The sequence below is a fragment of the Streptomyces sp. NPDC101191 genome, assembly GCF_044767915.1.
Taxonomy (GTDB): domain Bacteria; phylum Actinomycetota; class Actinomycetes; order Streptomycetales; family Streptomycetaceae; genus Streptomyces.
Genome location: NZ_JBIWOU010000014.1, coordinates 147,591 through 164,163 on the forward strand (window position 1 = coordinate 147,591; position 16,573 = coordinate 164,163).

Annotated in this window: 16 protein-coding genes; 1 reads left to right on the forward strand and 15 read right to left on the reverse strand. The window is 72.5% G+C overall.

The features are described from left to right. Positions 1-37: 37 nt before the first annotated feature. From ACIRQF_RS36325 to ACIRQF_RS36390, 14 genes are all read right to left on the reverse strand, one after another. A complete protein-coding gene (locus ACIRQF_RS36325) occupies positions 38-1,249 on the reverse strand; it encodes an MFS transporter (protein WP_404099031.1) in 1,212 nt (403 codons plus the stop codon). Continuing rightward, positions 1,246-2,013 (reverse strand): SDR family oxidoreductase, encoded by a 768-nt coding sequence (locus ACIRQF_RS36330; RefSeq protein ID WP_376638419.1) that lies wholly within the window; start codon positions 2,011-2,013, stop codon positions 1,246-1,248. The genes ACIRQF_RS36325 and ACIRQF_RS36330 overlap by 4 nt, the downstream gene beginning before the upstream one ends. 48 nt (positions 2,014-2,061) lie before the next feature. Continuing rightward, complete coding sequence (locus tag ACIRQF_RS36335; RefSeq protein WP_404099036.1) at positions 2,062-4,047, reverse strand: SDR family oxidoreductase; 1,986 nt, start codon at positions 4,045-4,047, stop codon at positions 2,062-2,064. After that, on the reverse strand, positions 4,044-5,522 hold the full coding sequence (locus ACIRQF_RS36340) for an FAD-dependent monooxygenase (protein WP_404099038.1): 1,479 nt from the start codon (positions 5,520-5,522) through the stop codon (positions 4,044-4,046). Before ACIRQF_RS36340 ends, ACIRQF_RS36335 begins: the two co-directional genes overlap by 4 nt. Beyond that, positions 5,477-6,358, reverse strand: coding sequence for a 4'-phosphopantetheinyl transferase family protein (locus ACIRQF_RS36345; protein ID WP_376638416.1), 882 nt, complete (start codon positions 6,356-6,358; stop codon positions 5,477-5,479). Before ACIRQF_RS36345 ends, ACIRQF_RS36340 begins: the two co-directional genes overlap by 46 nt. Next, the gene (locus tag ACIRQF_RS36350) at positions 6,339-7,280 is read right to left on the reverse strand and encodes an aromatase/cyclase (RefSeq protein ID WP_376638415.1); all 942 of its coding nucleotides are present in this window, start codon (positions 7,278-7,280) and stop codon (positions 6,339-6,341) included. Before ACIRQF_RS36350 ends, ACIRQF_RS36345 begins: the two co-directional genes overlap by 20 nt. A gap of 20 nt (positions 7,281-7,300) precedes the next feature. Continuing rightward, the gene (gene fabG / locus ACIRQF_RS36355) at positions 7,301-8,086 is read right to left on the reverse strand and encodes a 3-oxoacyl-ACP reductase FabG (protein ID WP_376638414.1); all 786 of its coding nucleotides are present in this window, start codon (positions 8,084-8,086) and stop codon (positions 7,301-7,303) included. Between the two features lie 115 nt (positions 8,087-8,201). Beyond that, on the reverse strand, positions 8,202-8,465 hold the full coding sequence (locus ACIRQF_RS36360; RefSeq protein WP_345487417.1) for an acyl carrier protein: 264 nt from the start codon (positions 8,463-8,465) through the stop codon (positions 8,202-8,204). A gap of 50 nt (positions 8,466-8,515) precedes the next feature. After that, on the reverse strand, positions 8,516-9,730 hold the full coding sequence (locus tag ACIRQF_RS36365; protein ID WP_382486546.1) for a ketosynthase chain-length factor: 1,215 nt from the start codon (positions 9,728-9,730) through the stop codon (positions 8,516-8,518). Further along, complete coding sequence (locus tag ACIRQF_RS36370; protein ID WP_376638412.1) at positions 9,727-10,998, reverse strand: beta-ketoacyl-[acyl-carrier-protein] synthase family protein; 1,272 nt, start codon at positions 10,996-10,998, stop codon at positions 9,727-9,729. Before ACIRQF_RS36370 ends, ACIRQF_RS36365 begins: the two co-directional genes overlap by 4 nt. Continuing rightward, complete coding sequence (locus ACIRQF_RS36375) at positions 10,995-11,324, reverse strand: TcmI family type II polyketide cyclase (RefSeq protein WP_376638411.1); 330 nt, start codon at positions 11,322-11,324, stop codon at positions 10,995-10,997. Before ACIRQF_RS36375 ends, ACIRQF_RS36370 begins: the two co-directional genes overlap by 4 nt. Before the next feature lie 263 nt (positions 11,325-11,587). Beyond that, the gene (locus ACIRQF_RS36380; protein ID WP_376638410.1) at positions 11,588-13,162 is read right to left on the reverse strand and encodes an acyl-CoA carboxylase subunit beta; all 1,575 of its coding nucleotides are present in this window, start codon (positions 13,160-13,162) and stop codon (positions 11,588-11,590) included. A 72-nt stretch (positions 13,163-13,234) separates the two neighbouring features. Next, positions 13,235-13,894: a TetR/AcrR family transcriptional regulator gene (locus ACIRQF_RS36385; RefSeq protein WP_382486548.1), complete on the reverse strand. Its 660-nt coding sequence runs from the start codon at positions 13,892-13,894 to the stop codon at positions 13,235-13,237. After that, on the reverse strand, positions 13,797-15,155 hold the full coding sequence (locus ACIRQF_RS36390) for an MFS transporter (RefSeq protein ID WP_404099046.1): 1,359 nt from the start codon (positions 15,153-15,155) through the stop codon (positions 13,797-13,799). Before ACIRQF_RS36390 ends, ACIRQF_RS36385 begins: the two co-directional genes overlap by 98 nt. 311 nt (positions 15,156-15,466) lie before the next feature. On the opposite strand from ACIRQF_RS36390, the gene ACIRQF_RS36395 reads away from it, so the two are divergent. Beyond that, positions 15,467-16,381: a hypothetical protein gene (locus ACIRQF_RS36395; protein ID WP_382486552.1), complete on the forward strand. Its 915-nt coding sequence runs from the start codon at positions 15,467-15,469 to the stop codon at positions 16,379-16,381. Between the two features lie 75 nt (positions 16,382-16,456). Here the strand turns inward: ACIRQF_RS36395 and ACIRQF_RS36400 are convergent. Next, positions 16,457-16,573, reverse strand: a 117-nt coding sequence (locus tag ACIRQF_RS36400) for a biotin/lipoyl-containing protein (protein ID WP_404099062.1), incomplete at its 5' end; no start/stop codon positions are given.

Here is a 16,573-nt window from a genome sequence, read left to right on the forward strand (position 1 = left end):
GAGGGGTGGAGCGGGTGGGTGCAGCGGGTTCTTCGGATCAGGGAGCGGTACGGGCCGGCCGGCGCGCGAGCGCGGCGACGAGGCCGAGCGCGCCGACCGCGGTGACCAGCGCCGCCGCCGGGCGGGGGCCGCTGCCGTAGGTGAGCAGCAGGGCGACCGGCGGCAGCAGCACCGCGGCGCCGAGCTGGACGGCCGCCTGGTACAGCGACACGGCCGGACCCCGGTCGGCCGGGTCGAGTCCGGCCGTCGCCTGGGCGTTCAGGGCGACGAAGGCGCAGCAGAAGCCGGCCTCGACGAGCAGCAGGACCGGCAGCGTCCCGAGGGCGTAGGAGCCGCTGCCGGGGCGGGCCAGGTAGAGCACGTACCCGAGGAACGGGAAGAGCGCGCCGAGCGTGACCAGCCGGCGGGCCCCGTGGCGGGCGATGAGGCGGCCCGCGAAGGGCACGCTCAGCGCCAGCGGCACACAGGCGGGCAGCAGGGCGAGCGCCGACCGCCAGGGCGACCAGCCGTAGCCCTCCGACAGCTGGAAGACGACCAGGACGAGCAGCGCCTGGTAGGTGCCGTTGAGACAGGCGGCGCCGAGCGCGGACCGGGGCAGGGCGCCCCGCTTCAGCAGGCCGGGTCGGGGCAGCCGGGCCGGGCCGCCGCCCTGTCCGCGCGGCAGCACGTAGGCGCCCGCGATCAGCAGCACCAGGGCGACCGGCGCCGGGAAGACGAAGACCCAGCGCCAGTCGGCCTCCAGCAGGCCGCCCGCGAGGAGCAGCCCGGCGGTGAAGCCGGCCGCGCCGAACAGCGAGTACACCGACAGCGCCCGGCGCCGCTCGGGGCCCTCCGGGAACAGGTCGTTGATGATGGCCAGGCCGGTCGGCGCGGTCAGCGCCGCGCAGCAGCCCTTGACGACGCGGACCGCGATCAGCAGCGCCGGCCCGTCGGCGAGGCCGCCCGCGAGGGAGGCCAGGCCGAACAGCAGCATCGCGCCCAGGTAGGCCCGCCGGCGTCCGATGCGGGCGCACAGCACGGGGCCGAGCAGCAGCAGCGCGGCGAAGCCGATCGCGAAGCCGCTCATCAGCCACTGCGCGCCCCACGGCGTCAGGTCGAACCGCGCGGACAGCGTGGGCAGGGCGATGAGGATGACGGACACCTCGATCGCGTCCAGCAGCATGTTGCCGGAGAGCACGAGGAGCCGGGACCACTGGCGGGCGTCCCAGCTCACCCTCGCCTCCGGCACGGGGACGGCGGTCGCGGTCACCAGTCCAGCACCTGGCCCTCGGGCGTGCCGTCCTCGCCGAGGAACAGGGCGGTGGGCCCGTCGTCGGGGAGGGTGGCGAGCAGTACCGGCACGTGCGCGCCCTGCTCGGTGGTGAGCCGGCCGTGGTGCCCGTTGATGTCGGTGGCCACGAAGCCGGGGGAGGCCGCGTTGACGAGGATGCCGGTGCCGCGCAGCTCGTTCGCGTACGCGAGGGTGACCGCGTTCAGGGCGGTCTTGGACGACGCGTACGAGAGCAGCATGACCGGGAACTCGCCCGGCGGGTGCTCCCCGGTCTGGTCGTTGTTCTCGGCGGCCGACTTCAGCGAGCCGATGGCGCTGCTGACGTTGACGATCCGGGCCGAGGAGGCCTTGCGCAGCAGCGGGAGCAGGGCGTTGGTGACGGTGACGACGCCGAAGACGTTCGTCTCGTAGACCGTGCGGATCTGCTCCGCCGGCGTCTCGCTGGGGAGCTGCATGGGGCCGCCGACGCCGGCGTTGTTGACCAGGACGTGCAGGGCGCCCGCCTCCTCCGCAAGGCGCGTCGCGGCGGCCGCGACGGAGGTCTCGTCCGTGACGTCGAGCTGCAGGAAACGCACGTCGAGGCCGTCGGCGGACAGGGCGGCGGCGGCCTCGCGGCCGCGCCGCTCGTCCCGGGCCCCCAGGTAGACGGTGTGGCCGCGCTCGGCGAGCTGCCGGACGATCTCGCGGCCGATCCCCTTGTTGGCTCCGGTGACGACGGCGACGCGCGCGGGGTGGGCGGACATGGCTTGCCTCTCACATGGGTGGACGGTGGTGGGCGAGGGCGGTCCTGCTCAGCCGAGGAGGGTGCCGCCGGTCGCGTCGATGAAGGCGCCGGTGATCCAGCGGGCCTCGTCGGTGGTGAGGAAGGTGATGACGTCGGCGACGTCGCCGGCCTCGCCGACCCGGTTGAAGGCCGAGAACTTCGACATCGCCTCGACCGCCTGCGCGTTGTCGAAGATCGCCCCGCCGTTGTTGGTGATGCCGGGGGCGACGCTGTTGATGGTGATGCCGCGCGGCGCGAGGATCCGGGCCAGCTGGAAGGTCAGCTGCTCGATCGCGCCCTTGGTCATCGCGTAGGCGACCTGGTCGGGCACGGAGGTGCGGGTGACGCCGGTGGTGAGGTTGATGATCCGGCCGCCGCTGGGCATCTGGCCGATGGCCCGCTGCACGAGGAAGTACGGGGCCTTCGCGTTGACGGCGAAGTAGCGGTCGAACTCCTCGGGCGTGAGGTCCTCGGGCGCCGAACCCGTCGACGTCACGGCCGCGTTGTTGACCAGGATGTCGAGGCGGGTGTCGCCGGTGCGCTCCTTCAGGCCGCGCTCCAGTCCGAGGAACAGCTCGTGCACGTCGCCGGGCACGCCGAGCTCGGCGCGCACGGTGAAGGCGCTGCCGCCCTCCTTCTCGATGAGCTCGACGGTGTCGTTCGCCGCCTGCTCGTTGGAGGCGTAGTGCACGGCGACGAGCGCGCCCTCGCGGGCGAGCCGGAGCGCGGTCGCCCTTCCGATGCCGCGACTCGAACCGGTCACGAGGGCCGTCTTGTCGGTGAGCCTGTCCACGGTTGACCTTCCGGGTTGGTGGGTGTGCGAGCGGTGCGGCGCGGTTCGCGCCGGCCGCGCGGCCCGGGCGGGGGCCTCGGGGCGGGGCCGTTCCGTCACGTCGAGGGCGCTGATCATGCGGGCCACATGGCGCCGGGCGGGAGCCAGTTCGAGCAGTTCGCCGAAGACGTCGCGCAGCGCGAGGACCTCGTCCGTGCCGAACAGCAGGCGGGCCTGCGCCTCGATGTTGGCCAGGGTGCGCGCCCCGGCCGGGTGCCGCTCGGCGTGGTAGGTGTCGAGCAGCTCCGGCCGGTCCGCGCCGGTGACGACCCGGGCCAGCTTCCAGCCCAGGTTCGCCGCGTCCTGCAGACCGAGGTTGACGGCCTGGCCGCCGACCGGCATCTGGCTGTGCGCGGCGTCGCCGGCCAGCAGCAGCCGGCCCCGGACGTACGCGGTGGCCTGCCGGGAGACGGTGCCGAAGCGGTTGAGCCAGCGCGGTTCGCCGTGCCCGATGTCCTCGCCGGTCACGGCGGCCCAGGCGGACACCACCTGCGCGAAGGTCACCTCGCCGGCGGGCTGTTCGCCGAACCGGTGGACCATGAGCCGGGTGGTGCCGTCGGGCCGGCGGTAGGCGGTGGCGATCCCGCCGGCGAAGCGCTGCAGCCGCCGGTTGTCGATCTCGATGCCGGCCACGTCGGCGCGGAGCATCACCTTGTCGGCGTCGTGCCCGGCGAACGTGAAGCCGCCGAGCTCCCGCACGGTGCTGTGCTCGCCGTCGCAGCCGACCACATAGCCGGCCTCGACGGTGTACGGACCGCCGTCGGGCCCGCGCGCCTCGACGCGGACCCCGGCGCCGGTCTCCGACAGCCCGGTCACGGTGTGACCGCGCCGGATCTCGGCGCCCAGGTCGAGCGCGTACGCCTGGAGCTCGGTCTCCAGGTGGTACTGGAGGCACTCCCACTGTCCGGCGTACGGGTGGTCCGGGTCGGCCTCGGCGAGGTCGAGGCGCAGACCGCCGAAGTGTCCCGGGCCGACCGGCGGAAGCTCGCCGAGCCGGGGCAGGAAGCCCCGGTCGGCGAAGATCTCCATGGTCCGGGCGTGCAGGATCGAGGCCCGGGACTCGCCGGTGGGCTCCGTCAGGCGCTCCAGCACCAGCACCTCGGCGCCGCCCGCCCGCAGCTCGGCCGCGAGGAACAGACCGACCGGCCCGGCGCCGACCACGAGCACGTCGGTGCGGGTCATCGGCGCCCGAGCCCCGGTCCGAACCAGCGGGCCAGCGAGCCGGCCAGGTCGCGGTGGCTGCCGGGCGCGGCCCAGGCGACGTAGCCGTCGGGGCGCAGCAGCACCGCGGAGACGCCCGCGAGCGGGCTCTCGGCGGGCACGGCGTCGGCGGTCGCCGTGACGATGTCGACGCGGTCCCGCCACGGCTGGGCGCGGCGGCGCAGCACGGCGTTGTCGTCGAGGTCGAGGAGCACCCCGCGGCCCGCGCGCAGCAGTTCGGTGCTGCTGGTGCGCCGGCCGTCCGCCGTCACCGTCAGGTGCGGAAGCCGCCGGCCGAGCAGCGGGCTGGACCCGCCGCCGACCTTGTAACGGATGTCGAGACCGCTGACCTTGGCGGCCAGGTGCCGGCCGACCCCGGGGATCCGGACCAGCTCGGCCAGGACGTCCCGGAGCGGTACCGACTCCTCGCCGCCGAGGATCAGCAGGCTCTGCGCGCGGGTGTTGGCGAGCAGTCCGCGGCCCACCTCGTGACGTTCGGAGTGGTACGTGTCGAGCAGCTCCTCGGGAGCGTCGCCGCGCAGCACGGCCGCCAGCTTCCAGCCCAGGTTGTGGGAGTCCTGGACGCTGGTGTTCATGCCCTGGCCGCCCGCGGGCAGGTGCACGTGGGCGGAGTCGCCGGCCAGCAGCACGCGGCCCCGCCGGTACTCGCTGACCTGCCGGGAGGCGTTGCCGAAGGCACTCACCCACACCGGCTCGGCGTGCGAGACGTCGATGCCCGTGAGCCGCTTCCACACGTCGGCGACCTCGGCGAACTCCGGCGGACCGGTCCGCTTGCGCGGCGGCACGCCGTGCTCGCCGACGATGATCCGGTGGATCCCGCCGGGGAGCTTCGCGACCATCACGAAGCCGCCGTCGATGTGCTCGCCGGTCATCCGCGGCTCCAGGTCGACCCCGCGCAGGTCGGCCAGCAGCATCTCGGTCGTGGCGGCCGTGCCGGGGAAGTCGAACCCGGCCGCCTTGCGGACCGCGCTGCGCCCGCCGTCGCAGCCGACGAGGTAGCGGGCCCGGAGCGTGTCCTCGCCGTCCGCGTGGCGCGCGGTGACGGTGACGCCCTCGCCCTTCTCCTCGTACGAGACGAACTCGTGCCCGCGGCGGATGTCCGCGCCGAGCTCGCCGGCCCACGCCTCCAGGGCCTCCTCGGTCACCGACTGGGGCACCGTCTTGGCCGCCTCGTGGAAGGCCCCGAGGACGCTCATGTCCAGCGGGATGCCACCGAAGTGGCCCATGCCGCTGGTCTCGAAGTCCCCGAGCCGGCGCAGCAGTCCGCGCTGGTCGAAGACCTCCATCGTGCCGATGGTCAGACCGATTCCCCGGGACTCGCCGGTACGCCCGCGGTGCCGTTCCAGCACCGTGACGTCGATCCCGGCCAGTCGCAGTTCCCCGGCGAGCATCAGCCCGGCGGGTCCCGCTCCAACAACGACCACCGAAGCGTCCATGAACCTCTCCTTCTCAAAGCCAGTAGCGGAGCCGCGGACAGCGGCAGGCCCGCCGTGCCGTCGAACAGGCAGGCCGCGGGCAGCGAGCGCAGCGTGACGATCGGCTCCGCGGGGACGGCCAGCGCGGCGGCGGCGGCGTGGTGCGGCCCGGCCGGCAGGTTCCGCACGATCCAGCCGGGCGGACCGGGTGGGGCGTCGGCGTCGGTTCCGACGCCCAGGTAGTCGAGGGCGGGGCTGCGGCCGAGCCCCGTGCCCAGACCCTTGAGAAACGCCTCTTTACGGGTCCACAACTGGGCGAACGCGTCCGGGCGGCCGGCCTCGGGAAGGGCGAGCAGCTCCCGCCACTCCGCCGGGTGCAGCGCGGGTCCGCAGACCTCCACCGCCCCGGGCGTCGGCGTGCGCTGCACGTCCACGCCCACGACCGTCGCGGCCGTGCCGATGAGCACCAGGCCGTGGCTGTGCGAGAGCGAGAAGTGCACCGGCAGCGGCGGGTGGAGCAGCACCGGCCGGGTCGTGCGGTGCGGCCGGGCCGGGCCGGGCTCCCGGCCCAGGCGCAGCCGTTCGGGCGGACAGCCCGTGGCGTCGCTGAGGATCCGGCGCAGCGCGATGTGCGCCGACAGGTACTGCACCCGGTCGGTGGGCCGGACGAACAGCTCCGCCCGCCGCAGCTCCGCGGCCTCCAGCTCGCGCACCGCGAGCCGCGCCGCCGCCGGACTGTCCGCCGGCGGCGGGCGCAGCAGCCACAGCGAGAGCCGCGGTCGTTCGCCCGGGACCGGGATCAGCGGCTGCCCGGACTCACGGGGTGGACCGCCGGGTTCAGCGCCGGGCCTCGGCATAGGCCTTGGCGTGGCCCAGCGTGGCCTTGCTGTTGGTGCTCAGCGCGGTGTGCACGTACGCGCGGGCGTCGGCGAGGGTGGCGTCCGCGCCGAGGATGCGGGCGATGTTCTCGGTGTTGATGGTCACCGTGTGCTGCGAGGACGCCGTGACACCGGAGTCGGTCTCGGCGAACGTCCAGTAGCCGGTGTGCAGCGTCATCAGCGCCGGCAGGGTGACCTGCTTGTAGGCGATCTTCCCGTGCGGGAAGGTCACCCGGTACGACTTCGTGGTGTGCACGGAGCCGTCCTTGGCGCGGGTGTCCATCTCCAGGGTCTGCAGACCCGGGGCGTCCTCGTCGAGGCGGACGGTCGCCACGTGCGGCAGCCGCTCGGACCACAGGTTCGCCTCGTTGATGAAGTCGTAGACGTCCTTGGCGTGGCCGGCGATCTCGACCGAGTCCTCGAAGGAGAACGTCAGGTCGGCCTCGGTCTCGGCGTGGACGCGCTCGACGTTGGTGCGCAGCGCCGCCAGCTCGGAGCGCGAGTTGCGGTCGACGGCCTCGTCGATCCACTTCAGGCTCTCCGGGTCGTCGTCGATGGCCCGGTAGTCGTGCAGCAGGCGGATCCGCGACTCGGTCGCGGAGACCGGCTCGATGATCCAGGTGCCGCCCATGGACGCGACCGGCGGCGTGGACACCTCCTGGCGGAAGGTGATGCGCAGGTTCTCCGGGTCCAGGGTGCGGTGCGACGTCCAGTTCTTGGGCTCGCCGTTGGCGGTGGCCCAGATCTGGATGCGCTCCTCGCGCTCGCCGCGCTCGACGTGCTCGACGTGGATGGTGGGCGGGAAGATCCGCGGCCAGTTCTCCACTTCGGCGATCAGCCGGAACACCGTCTCGGCCGGTGCGGCCGCGGTGATCTCGTGCTCGACCTCACGGATGGTCATGGTCAGCTCTCCTTGGGGCCTTAGAAGTTGCCGAGTCCGCCGCAGACGTTGAGCGCCTGCGCGGTGATGGACGCCGCCGTGTCGGACGCGAGGTAGCCGACCAGACCCGCGACCTCCTCCGGCGTCGAGTAGCGGCCGAGCGGGATCTTGGCCTGGAACTTCTCGAGGATGGCGTCCTCGGAGGTGTCGTACGCGGCCGCGTAGCCCTGGCGCACGCGCTGGGCCATCGGGGTCTCGACGTAGCCCGGGCAGACCGCGTTGACGGTGATGCCGGTGGGGGCGAGCTCGTTGCCGAGGGCCTTGGTGAAGCCGACGACGCCGTGCTTGGAGGCCGAGTACGGGGCGCCGAGGACGACGCCCTGCTTGCCGGCGGTGGAGGCGATGTTGATGATGCGGCCGCGGTCCTTGTGGCGCATGCCGCCGGTGTTGAGCACCTCGCGGGTCAGCCGGAAGACGCTGTTGAGGTTGGTGTCGATGACGTCGTCCCACAGCTCGTCGGCGATGTCGGCGGTGACGCCGCCCCCGCTGCGGCCGGCGTTGTTGACCAGGACGTCGACGGTCCCGAAGGCGTCGACGGCGGCCTGGACGAAGTCCCGCACGTCGTCCGTGGAACGCACGTCGAGGGTGGTGCCGTCCACCTCCAGGCCCTCGGCCTGGAGCTCCTTCACGGTCGCGGCGACGTTGTCGGCGTTGCGCGCGCCGATGAACACCCGGTGGCCCTGCTGGGCCAGGAGCCGGGCGGCCGCCAGGCCGATGCCGCTGGTCGCTCCGGTGACCAGGGCGACCCGCTTCTGCTGATCTGACATGAGTGGCTTCTCCATAGGGGAGGGAAAAGGAGCCCGCCGGGCGGTGCGCGAGGCACCACCCGGCGGGGGTGGGGAAGTGGGGATGTGGGGGGTGGTGGGGCGCGAGGGGGGCGGGTCAGACCAGCGCGGCGAGGCCGCTGTTGACGGCGTCGATCAGCATGCGCGGGGTGTTCGCGATGCTCAGGATGTCCTCGTCGAGCGATATGCCGTACTCGCGCTCGATGCGGCCACCGGTCTCCAGGAGGGCCAGGGACTCGTAGCCCAGCTCCTCGAAGTCGGTGTCGAGGATGTCACCGTCGAGGTTGTAGGAGTCGTCGGCGCCCGCCGCCTCGATCAGGATGCGGCGGAGGTCGTCGAAGGTGAAAGCCTGCTCGGCCATGGGTGGTTCCTTTCCGGTTCTGCCGGGTCGGTGGGATGGCGGTGCGGGTGTCAGTCGGCGGAGCGGACCACGAGCGCGGAGTTGAAGCCGCCCAGGCCGCGGGCGAGCACCAGCGCGGTGCGCACCTCGTGCGTCCGCGGGTGGCCGACGACGAGGTCCAGGCCGTAGCGCTCGGCCGGGTCGGTGTTCATGGTGGGCGGGATCAGCCCCTCCTCCATGGCGAGGAAGACCGTCGCGAGGTCCAGCGCGCCCGCGGCCGAGTACAGGGCGCCGGTCGTCGTCTTGGGGACGGTGACGGGCACCTGCTCGCGGCCGAAGACCGCGTTCAGCGCCTCGGCCTCGATGCGGTCGAGCTCGGGGACGGCCGCGCCGTCGGCGAAGACCACGTCGACGTCGCGGGCGCTCACGCCGGCGTCGGCCAGGGCGGTCTCGATCGCCTGGCGCAGGGCCGGCGGGCGGCCGCTGCCCGGCTTCGGGTCGAAGGTCGCGCCGTACCCCGCGATCTCGCCGTACACCTTGGCGCCGCGGGCGCGGGCGACGTCCTCGCGCTCCATGATGAGGATGGCGCCGCCCTCGCCCGGGACGTGCCCCGAGGCGCGCTCGTCGAAGGGCAGGAAGGCGGTGGCCGGGTCGGCCTGGGTGGTGACCCGGCCGCTGGTCAGCTGCGCGACCCAGCCCCAGGGGCACAGGGAGGCGTCGACCGAGCCGGAGACGACCAGCGGGGTGCCCTTGCGGACCTGCCGGCGGGCCTGCGCGACGGAGTCGAGACCGCCGGCCTGCTCGCTGACGACGACGCCGCTGGGGCCCTTCATGCCGTGCCGGATGGAGATCTGGCCGCTGTTGACGGCGTAGAACCAGGCGAAGGACTGGTAGGCGCTCACGTACTCGCTGCCCTGGCTCCACAGCCGCTCCAGCTCGCGCTGGCCGAACTCGAAGCCGCCGGAGGCGCTGGAGGTGACCACGCCCATGTCGAAGGCGGGCAGCTCCTTGGGGTCGACCCCGGCGTCCTCCAGGGCCCAATCCGCGGCGACGAGCGCGAGGCGCGTCATGCGGTCGGTCTGCGGCAGCAGCTTGCTCGGCAGGTGGTCCGCGGCCTCGAAGCCGTGGATCTCGCCGGCGAGCTGGGCCGGGTACTGGGTCGGGTCGAAGCGGGTGATGCGCCCGATGCCGCTCTTGCCGACGCGGGCGGCCTGCCAGTACTCCTGGGCGCCGAACCCGTTGGGCGCGACGACTCCGAGACCGGTCACCACTACAGAGGCGTTCATGCGGCGGTCCTTTCCGGACGGGCGAGGACCATGGCGCTCTGGAAGCCTCCGAAGCCACTGCCGACGGTCAGCACGGCGTCCGTCCGGTGCTCCCGCGCGGTGACGGGCACATAGTCGAGATCGCATTCGGGGTCGGGGGTGGTCAGGTTCGCCGTGGGCGGCACCACGTTGTGCGTCATGGCGAGGGTCGACGCGGCGATCTCGATGGCGCCGATGGCGCCGAGGGAGTGCCCGACCATGGACTTGATGGAGCTGACCGGCGTCGCGTACGCGTGGTCGCCGAGGCTCTTCTTGAACGCGGCGGTCTCGTGGCGGTCGTTCTGCTTGGTGCCGGAGCCGTGCGCGTTGATGTAGTCGATCTGGTCGCCGTTCATCTGCGCCTCGTCGAGCGCGACGCGGATGGCCTCGGCCATCTCGGCGCCGTCGGGGCGCAGACCCGTCATGTGGTACGCGTTCGAGCGGGTCGCGTAGCCGGCGATCTCGGCGTAGATGCGGGCGCCGCGGCGGCGGGCGCTCTCCAGCTCCTCCAGGACGAAGAAGGCGGTGCCCTCGCCGAGGACGAAGCCGTTGCGGGTGCCGTCGAACGGGCGCGAGGCGCGCTCCGGCTCGTCGTGCCGCGGTGTGGTGGCGCGGATCGCGTCGAAGCACGCCATCGTGATCGGCGAGATCGGGGCGTCGGTGGCGCCGGCGACCAGCACGTCGAGGGAGCCCTCGCGGATCAGCTCGACGGCGTAGCCGATGGAGTCGATGCCGGACGTGCAGCCCGTGGAGACCACGGCGTTGGCGCCCTCGGCGCCGACCGCCCAGGCCACCTCGGCGGCGAAGGAGCTCGGCACCAGGTGGTTGTAGAGGTGCGGGACGGCGTACTTGTGGTCCACCAGGTTGAGCCGGCCGCCGTCGCTGACGACCCGGTACTCCTGGTCGAGGCCCATCGTCGCGCCGACCGCCGTGCCGACGGTGACGCCGACGCGGTGCGGGGCGTGCTCGGCGAGGTCGATGCCGCTGTCCGCGACGGCGCCGCGGGCGGCGACCACGGCGAACTGCCCGGCCCGGTCCATGCGCCGGATCTCCTGCGGGGAGAGGCCGTGGGCCTCGGCGTCGAAGTCGATCTCGGCGGCGACCCGGGAGCGGAACGGCGACGGGTCGAAGAAGGTGATGCCGCGGGTGGCCGTGCGGCCCTCGCTCAGCAGCGACCAGAAGGCGTCGCGGCCCACGCCGCCGGGGGCGAGGACCTCGAGGCCCGTGATGACTACGCGTCGGGGGCTCACTGGGAGGCCTCCCAGTGGTAGAAGCGGGTCGCCATGGCGTCCGCCGGGGACCGCCAGGTCGCCGGGTCGTAGGCCTCGATGAACGGCTTCAGGTCTTCGCTGATCTGCACGAAGCGCGGGTCGGTCTTCGCCTCCTCGATCTGCCGGCCACCGTTGTCGGTGTCGAAGTCCTGGAGGTGGAAGTAGAGACCGCGGTAGTGGAAGAGCTCACGCCGACGCGTGCCCATCCGGTGCGGCATCTCGGTGGCGTCGAACGCGCGGAAGAGGTCGGCGACGTTGCCGCTCATTCCGGGCTCCATCCGGGCCACGATCAGATTGCTGTGCATGCGTTTTGTCTCCAAGCGGAAAGCCGTACGGCGGACTGGAGTTTCACGTCACGTCGACGGTTCGACAGCAAGAGGGCCGGAACCGGACGGAGTTACAGGGTGATCGAGAGGAAAGAGTGCGCTTCTCGGGCCATCGGATTCGGTGACCGGATTCGGTGACCGGGTGCGGTGACAAAGCGCCGGACTCTGACATCTATGTTCTTCGGTGACTCCCGCTCTTTCAAGGGGAGTTAGTACAGATCCCGGTAGGGAAAGTACAAGATCTACTGCGGGGCGTTGCCGTGCTTCCGCGACGGCAGGTCCGCGTGCTTGGCGCGCAGCATCGCGAGGGAGCGGATCAGCACCGACCGGGTCTCCCGCGGGTCGATGACGTCGTCGATCAGTCCGCGCTCGGCCGCGTAGTACGGGTGCATGAGCTCGTTCTTGTACTCCTCGATGCGCTGCTGCCGCACGGCCTCCGGGTCCTCGGCGGCGTTGATCTCCCGCCGGAAGATGACGTTGGCCGCGCCCTCGGCGCCCATCACCGCGATCTCGTTGGTCGGCCAGGCCAGCGCCAGGTCGGCGCCGATCGAGCGCGAGTCCATGACGATGTACGCCCCGCCGTAGGCCTTGCGCAGCACCAGCGAGATGCGCGGCACGGTGGCGTTGCAGTAGGCGTAGAGCAGCTTGGCGCCGCGCCGGATGATGCCGTTGTGCTCCTGGTCCACGCCGGGCAGGAAGCCGGGCACGTCGACCAGGGTGATCAGCGGGATGTTGAACGCGTCGCAGAACTGGACGAAGCGCGCACCCTTCTCCGAGGCGTTGATGTCCAGCACGCCGGCCATGGAGGCCGGCTGGTTCGCGACGATGCCGACGACGTGCCCGTCGAGGCGGGCGAAGGCGCAGACGATGTTCGTCGCCCAGGCCGGGTGCACCTCGAAGTAGTCGCCGTCGTCGACGACCTCCTCGATCACCTTGCGGATGTCGTACGCCTGCCCGGCACCGGACGGCACCAGGTCGAGCAGCGCGTCGTTGATCCGGTCGGCGGGGTCGCCGGAGTGCTCCACGGGGGACAGCTCGCGGTTGTTCGCGGGCAGCAGCGAGAGCAGGTAGCGCACGTCCTCGATGCACTCCTCCTCGGTGTCGTACGCGAAGTGCGAGACGCCCGAGGTGGCCGAGTGCACGTCGGCGCCGCCCAGCCCGTTCTGCGAGATCTCCTCGCCGGTGACCGCCTTGACGACGTCCGGGCCGGTGATGAACATCTGCGAGGTCTCGCGGACCATGAACACGAAGTCCGTGAGCGCGGGGGAGTAGGCGGCGCCGCCCGCGCACGGGCCGAGCATCACGGAGATCTGCGGGATCACGCCCGAGGAGCGGGTGTTGCGCTGGAAGATGCCGCCGTAGCCGGCGAGCGCGGTGACACCCTCCTGGATGCGGGCGCCGGCGCCGTCGTTGAGCGAGACCAGCGGGGCGCCCGCGGCCTCGGCCAGGTCCATGATCTTGTGGATCTTCTGGGCGTGGGCCTCGCCCAGCGCGCCGCCGAAGATCCGGAAGTCGTGCGCGTAGACGAAGACGGTGCGGCCGTGGACGGTGCCCCAGCCGGTCACCACGCCGTCGCTGTACGGCTTCTTGTTCTCGAGCCCGAAGCCGCTGGCCCGGTGCCGCCGCAGCGGCTCCACCTCGTTGAAGGAGCCCTTGTCCAGGAGCAGCGAGATGCGCTCCTGGGCGGTCAGCTTGCCCTTGTCGTGCTGGCGCTCGGTGGCCGCCGGGTCGGGGCCCTGCCGCGCGGACTCCTTGATCTCGGCCAGCTCGTCGATCCGGGCCTGTATCGAGTCGTGCGGTGTGGCTGGTGTGGCCATGGTGTTCCCCACCTCCATGGGTCGCGGGTCGTGGGTGGACGTGCGTGGGTGGTACGGCGCGGGGCCGTCGGATCAGCGGTCGGCCCCGGGCCGGTACAGGCGGACGAAGTCCGTGACGCCGGCGCGGATGACCGCGTCCCGCTCGAAGTCCGACAGCGGCAGGGCGCCGTGGAAGGAACGCTGGACGACGCCGCCCGCCACCAGCTGGATGAAGCGCTCGGCGGCGTGCTCGGGGTCCTCGAAGGACAGCAGCCCCTGGTCCGCGATGCGGGCGAGCCGGCGGGCCAGCTCGCGGTTGGCCTGCCGGGGGCCCGCGGTGCGCCACATCTCGACCACACCGGCCGGCCACGTGGCGATCTCGGCGCCGAGGTGCCGGACGATCGCGAAGTGCTCCGGGAAGGCGGCCAGCGGCGTCAGCCAGGCCCGGCCCAGCTCGGTGAGGTCCTTCTCCAGGTCGGTGATCTCGGAGAGGTGCTCCTCCGCGATGACGGTCAGCGAGGCGGCCACGGAGGCCGCGCCCTCCAGCAGGACGGCGAGCAGCAGGCGCTCCTTGTCCTTGAAGTAGTGGGTGACCGTGGCCTCGTCGAGACCGCACTCCACGGCGATGTCCGTGACGTTCGTGTGGGTCCAGCCCTCACGGGCGAAGACGACGCGGGCCGCCTGGACGATGTCCCTGCGCTCCTCCGCCGAGCCGGCCTGGACGGGAGCGATCGTTGCCTGCTGGATGGTCATCGGGTGTTCCTCCGTGTGAGGTGCGGATCTTGTCGGGCGTACGGGACCGGGGGCGCTCGGTGCAGAGCTGGACGAGGAGCACGGCGACGGCGGCGAGGAGCGTGGCCGCGCCGCCCGCCACGAGCCCGGAGCGTGCGCCGTAGCGTTCGCTGAGGGCGCCGATCAGGAGGGCGCCGACGGGGGTGGTCCCCTGGAAGACGAGCGTGTAGAGGGCCATGACCCGGCCCCGGTAGGCGGGGTCGGTGCCCAGCTGGATGCGGTGGTTGGTGGCCTGGGCGAAGTACAGGGAGCCGAATCCGGTGCACAGCAGCAGCACCGCGGCCCAGGTGTAGGTGGGGGCGAGACCGGCCGCGCACTGCAGCGCCCCGGCCGCGAGGGCCGAGCCGATGACGAGCCGGGCCCGGGGCCGCCCGCGGCGGCGGGTGGTGACGAACGCCGCGAGCAGCGAGCCGACCGCGAAGGCCGTGGTGAGCAGGCCGAACGCGGAGGCGTCGGCGTGGAACTCGGTCTTGGCGAGCAGCGGCAGGGTGAGCTGGAAGTTGAAGCCCAGCATGCCGACGACGGCCACCAGGATCATCGGCAGCAGCAGGTCGCGCCGGCTCACCATGTGCCGGACGCCGTCCATGACGGGCGCCCGTGCGGGCCGGTTCCCGGCGCGGTGCAGCTCTCCGGGGCGCATCGCGCGCAGGGCGGCGACGGTCGCCAGGTAGCTGACCGCGTTGAGCAGCATCACCGTTCCCGTGCCGAGCCAGTCGATCAGCAGGCCCGCGAGGGCCGGGCCGGCCACGCGCGCCACGTTGAAGTACGCGGCGCTGAGCGCGGAGGCGTTGGGCAGCAGGTCGCCGCCGACGAGCTCGCTGACGAAGGACATCCGGGTGGGCACCTCGACGGCGTTGACGATGCCGAGCCCGAGGGCGAAGACGCAGACGTGCCACAGTCCGGCCGTGCCGGTGAACACGAGGATGCCGAGGAGCAGCGCCAGGACGCCCGACACGAGGTTGGCGGCCATGAGCAGCCGGCGCTTGTCGTACCGGTCGGCCAGGCCGCCCGCGTAGAGGGTGAGCAGCAGCAGGGGCGCGAACTGCAGGGCGGTGACGACGCCCAGGGCGGTCCCGGAGTCACCGGTCAGGGAGAGCACGAGCCAGTCCTGGGCGACGACCATCATCCAGGTGCCGGCGACGGAGACGAGTTGCCCCGCCACGAACAGCCGGAAGTTGCGCACGGACAGGGACTGGAAGGTGCCGGCGAGTGGTGATCTCATCTCATCCTTGGGCGAGGAGAATGCGGGCGCACGGCAGGGGAATCTGCCCTATAGCTTCTTCGCCCCGGCCCGGCCGGTCAAGAATTCCCATGTCAGATCCAGGTCAAGGCTTGTCAGGAATGGCCGGTTCCGTAGCGGGGCGTGAATTCGTGTCAGGGCAAGGAAAACACAGCTTCGGAATTCTTCGAATTACGTCACGTACTACAGGGCTCATTCCATCGGTCTTGCGGCTCCGATAATCACGGAAATACCGTTCCCTGAACGGTGGGCGACTCCGACCGGAGGTCGCCGAGACTCAGGGGGTAGACCGCATGTCCGTGGTGACGACAGTCTGTGCCGGAACGAGCTGTGTACGGCGCGAGGGCGCCGGCCGGGCCAGGCGCCCGGCCGCACCCGCGAGCCGCCTGTGCCTGGACTGCCACGAGCGCCTGGTACGGGATCTGAACCGACTGCCGGAGCTGTACGAGGAGTGTGCGCGCCACCTCGACGGCAGCGGCGGCGACCGCGCCGTGGAGCGCACGTCCGGCGGACCGCTGCCCGGCATGCCCTTCAACCTGCGCGCGGCGGACGTGCGGACCCAGATCCTGGCGGTGCTCAGCGCCTGGGCGAGCCTTGTCCTGGAGGAGCGCGACCTGGCAGGCCCGCGCCGGGCGGTCGTTCCCCTGGTCAACTTCCTGACCCGGAACGGCACATGGCTCGCCTCGCACGACGCGGCCGGCGAGGTCTCCGCCGAGATCGCGCAGCTGGTCCGCCGCGCGCTCGGGGTCATCGACCCGACGACGAACCGCCGCATCCCCGTGGGCGAGTGCGTCGAGCCCGGCTGCTCCGGCGCGCTGACCGCGGTCGTCCAGACCCGCCGGCCGCAGCTGCCGGCCACGATCACCTGCGGCGCGGACGCCTCCCACCACTGGGTCGGTCACGAGTGGCTCCAGCTCAGCCGGCGTCTCGGCGCGGGCGCGGGGGCCGCGACGCCCCCGGCCGGCCAGGGGCGCCCCGTGGCCGCGGTGCCCGTGGTGCCCGCGCAGGCCGGCCCCCTGACGGACCCGGAGGCGGAGGTGCGCTGGATGACGGCGGCCGACATCGCCCGTCTGTGGGACATGCCGCCCGGCAGCGTCTACCGTCACGCCAGCCTGCAGAAGTGGCGCCGCCGCAGCCGCTCGGGGCGGACGTACTACCACGCCGGGGACGTCTACGAGACGCTCCACGGACGGGACGCGGCCGCGTAGCGACACCGCGGCGCACCACGCGTGAGGGCTCCTGGCGATCCGCCAGGAGCCCTCACGCGTGGGACGGTCGAAGGATCAGTCCTTGATCTCGCAGATGGCGGCGCCGGAGGTGAGGGAGGCGCCGACCTCGGCGTTGAGGCCCTTGACGGTGCCCGAGCGGTGGGCGTTGAGGGGCTGCTCCATCTTCATGGC

Excerpts from the sequence above, each read along its gene's own strand:
- ACIRQF_RS36350 (WP_376638415.1), bottom strand. The coding sequence starts at position 7,280 with ATGACCATCCGTGAGGTCGAGCACGAGATCACCGCGGCCGCACCGGCC.
- fabG (WP_376638414.1), bottom strand. The coding sequence starts at position 8,086 with ATGTCAGATCAGCAGAAGCGGGTCGCCCTGGTCACCGGAGCGACCAGC.
- ACIRQF_RS36395 (WP_382486552.1), top strand. The coding sequence starts at position 15,467 with ATGTCCGTGGTGACGACAGTCTGTGCCGGAACGAGCTGTGTACGGCGC.
- ACIRQF_RS36390 (WP_404099046.1), bottom strand. The coding sequence starts at position 15,155 with ATGAGATCACCACTCGCCGGCACCTTCCAGTCCCTGTCCGTGCGCAAC.
- ACIRQF_RS36340 (WP_404099038.1), bottom strand. The coding sequence starts at position 5,522 with ATGGACGCTTCGGTGGTCGTTGTTGGAGCGGGACCCGCCGGGCTGATG.
- ACIRQF_RS36385 (WP_382486548.1), bottom strand. The coding sequence starts at position 13,894 with ATGACCATCCAGCAGGCAACGATCGCTCCCGTCCAGGCCGGCTCGGCG.
- ACIRQF_RS36345 (WP_376638416.1), bottom strand. The coding sequence starts at position 6,358 with ATGCCGAGGCCCGGCGCTGAACCCGGCGGTCCACCCCGTGAGTCCGGG.
- ACIRQF_RS36380 (WP_376638410.1), bottom strand. The coding sequence starts at position 13,162 with ATGGCCACACCAGCCACACCGCACGACTCGATACAGGCCCGGATCGAC.
- ACIRQF_RS36365 (WP_382486546.1), bottom strand. The coding sequence starts at position 9,730 with ATGAACGCCTCTGTAGTGGTGACCGGTCTCGGAGTCGTCGCGCCCAAC.
- ACIRQF_RS36360 (WP_345487417.1), bottom strand. The coding sequence starts at position 8,465 with ATGGCCGAGCAGGCTTTCACCTTCGACGACCTCCGCCGCATCCTGATC.
- ACIRQF_RS36375 (WP_376638411.1), bottom strand. The coding sequence starts at position 11,324 with ATGCACAGCAATCTGATCGTGGCCCGGATGGAGCCCGGAATGAGCGGC.
- ACIRQF_RS36330 (WP_376638419.1), bottom strand. The coding sequence starts at position 2,013 with ATGTCCGCCCACCCCGCGCGCGTCGCCGTCGTCACCGGAGCCAACAAG.
- ACIRQF_RS36335 (WP_404099036.1), bottom strand. The coding sequence starts at position 4,047 with ATGACCCGCACCGACGTGCTCGTGGTCGGCGCCGGGCCGGTCGGTCTG.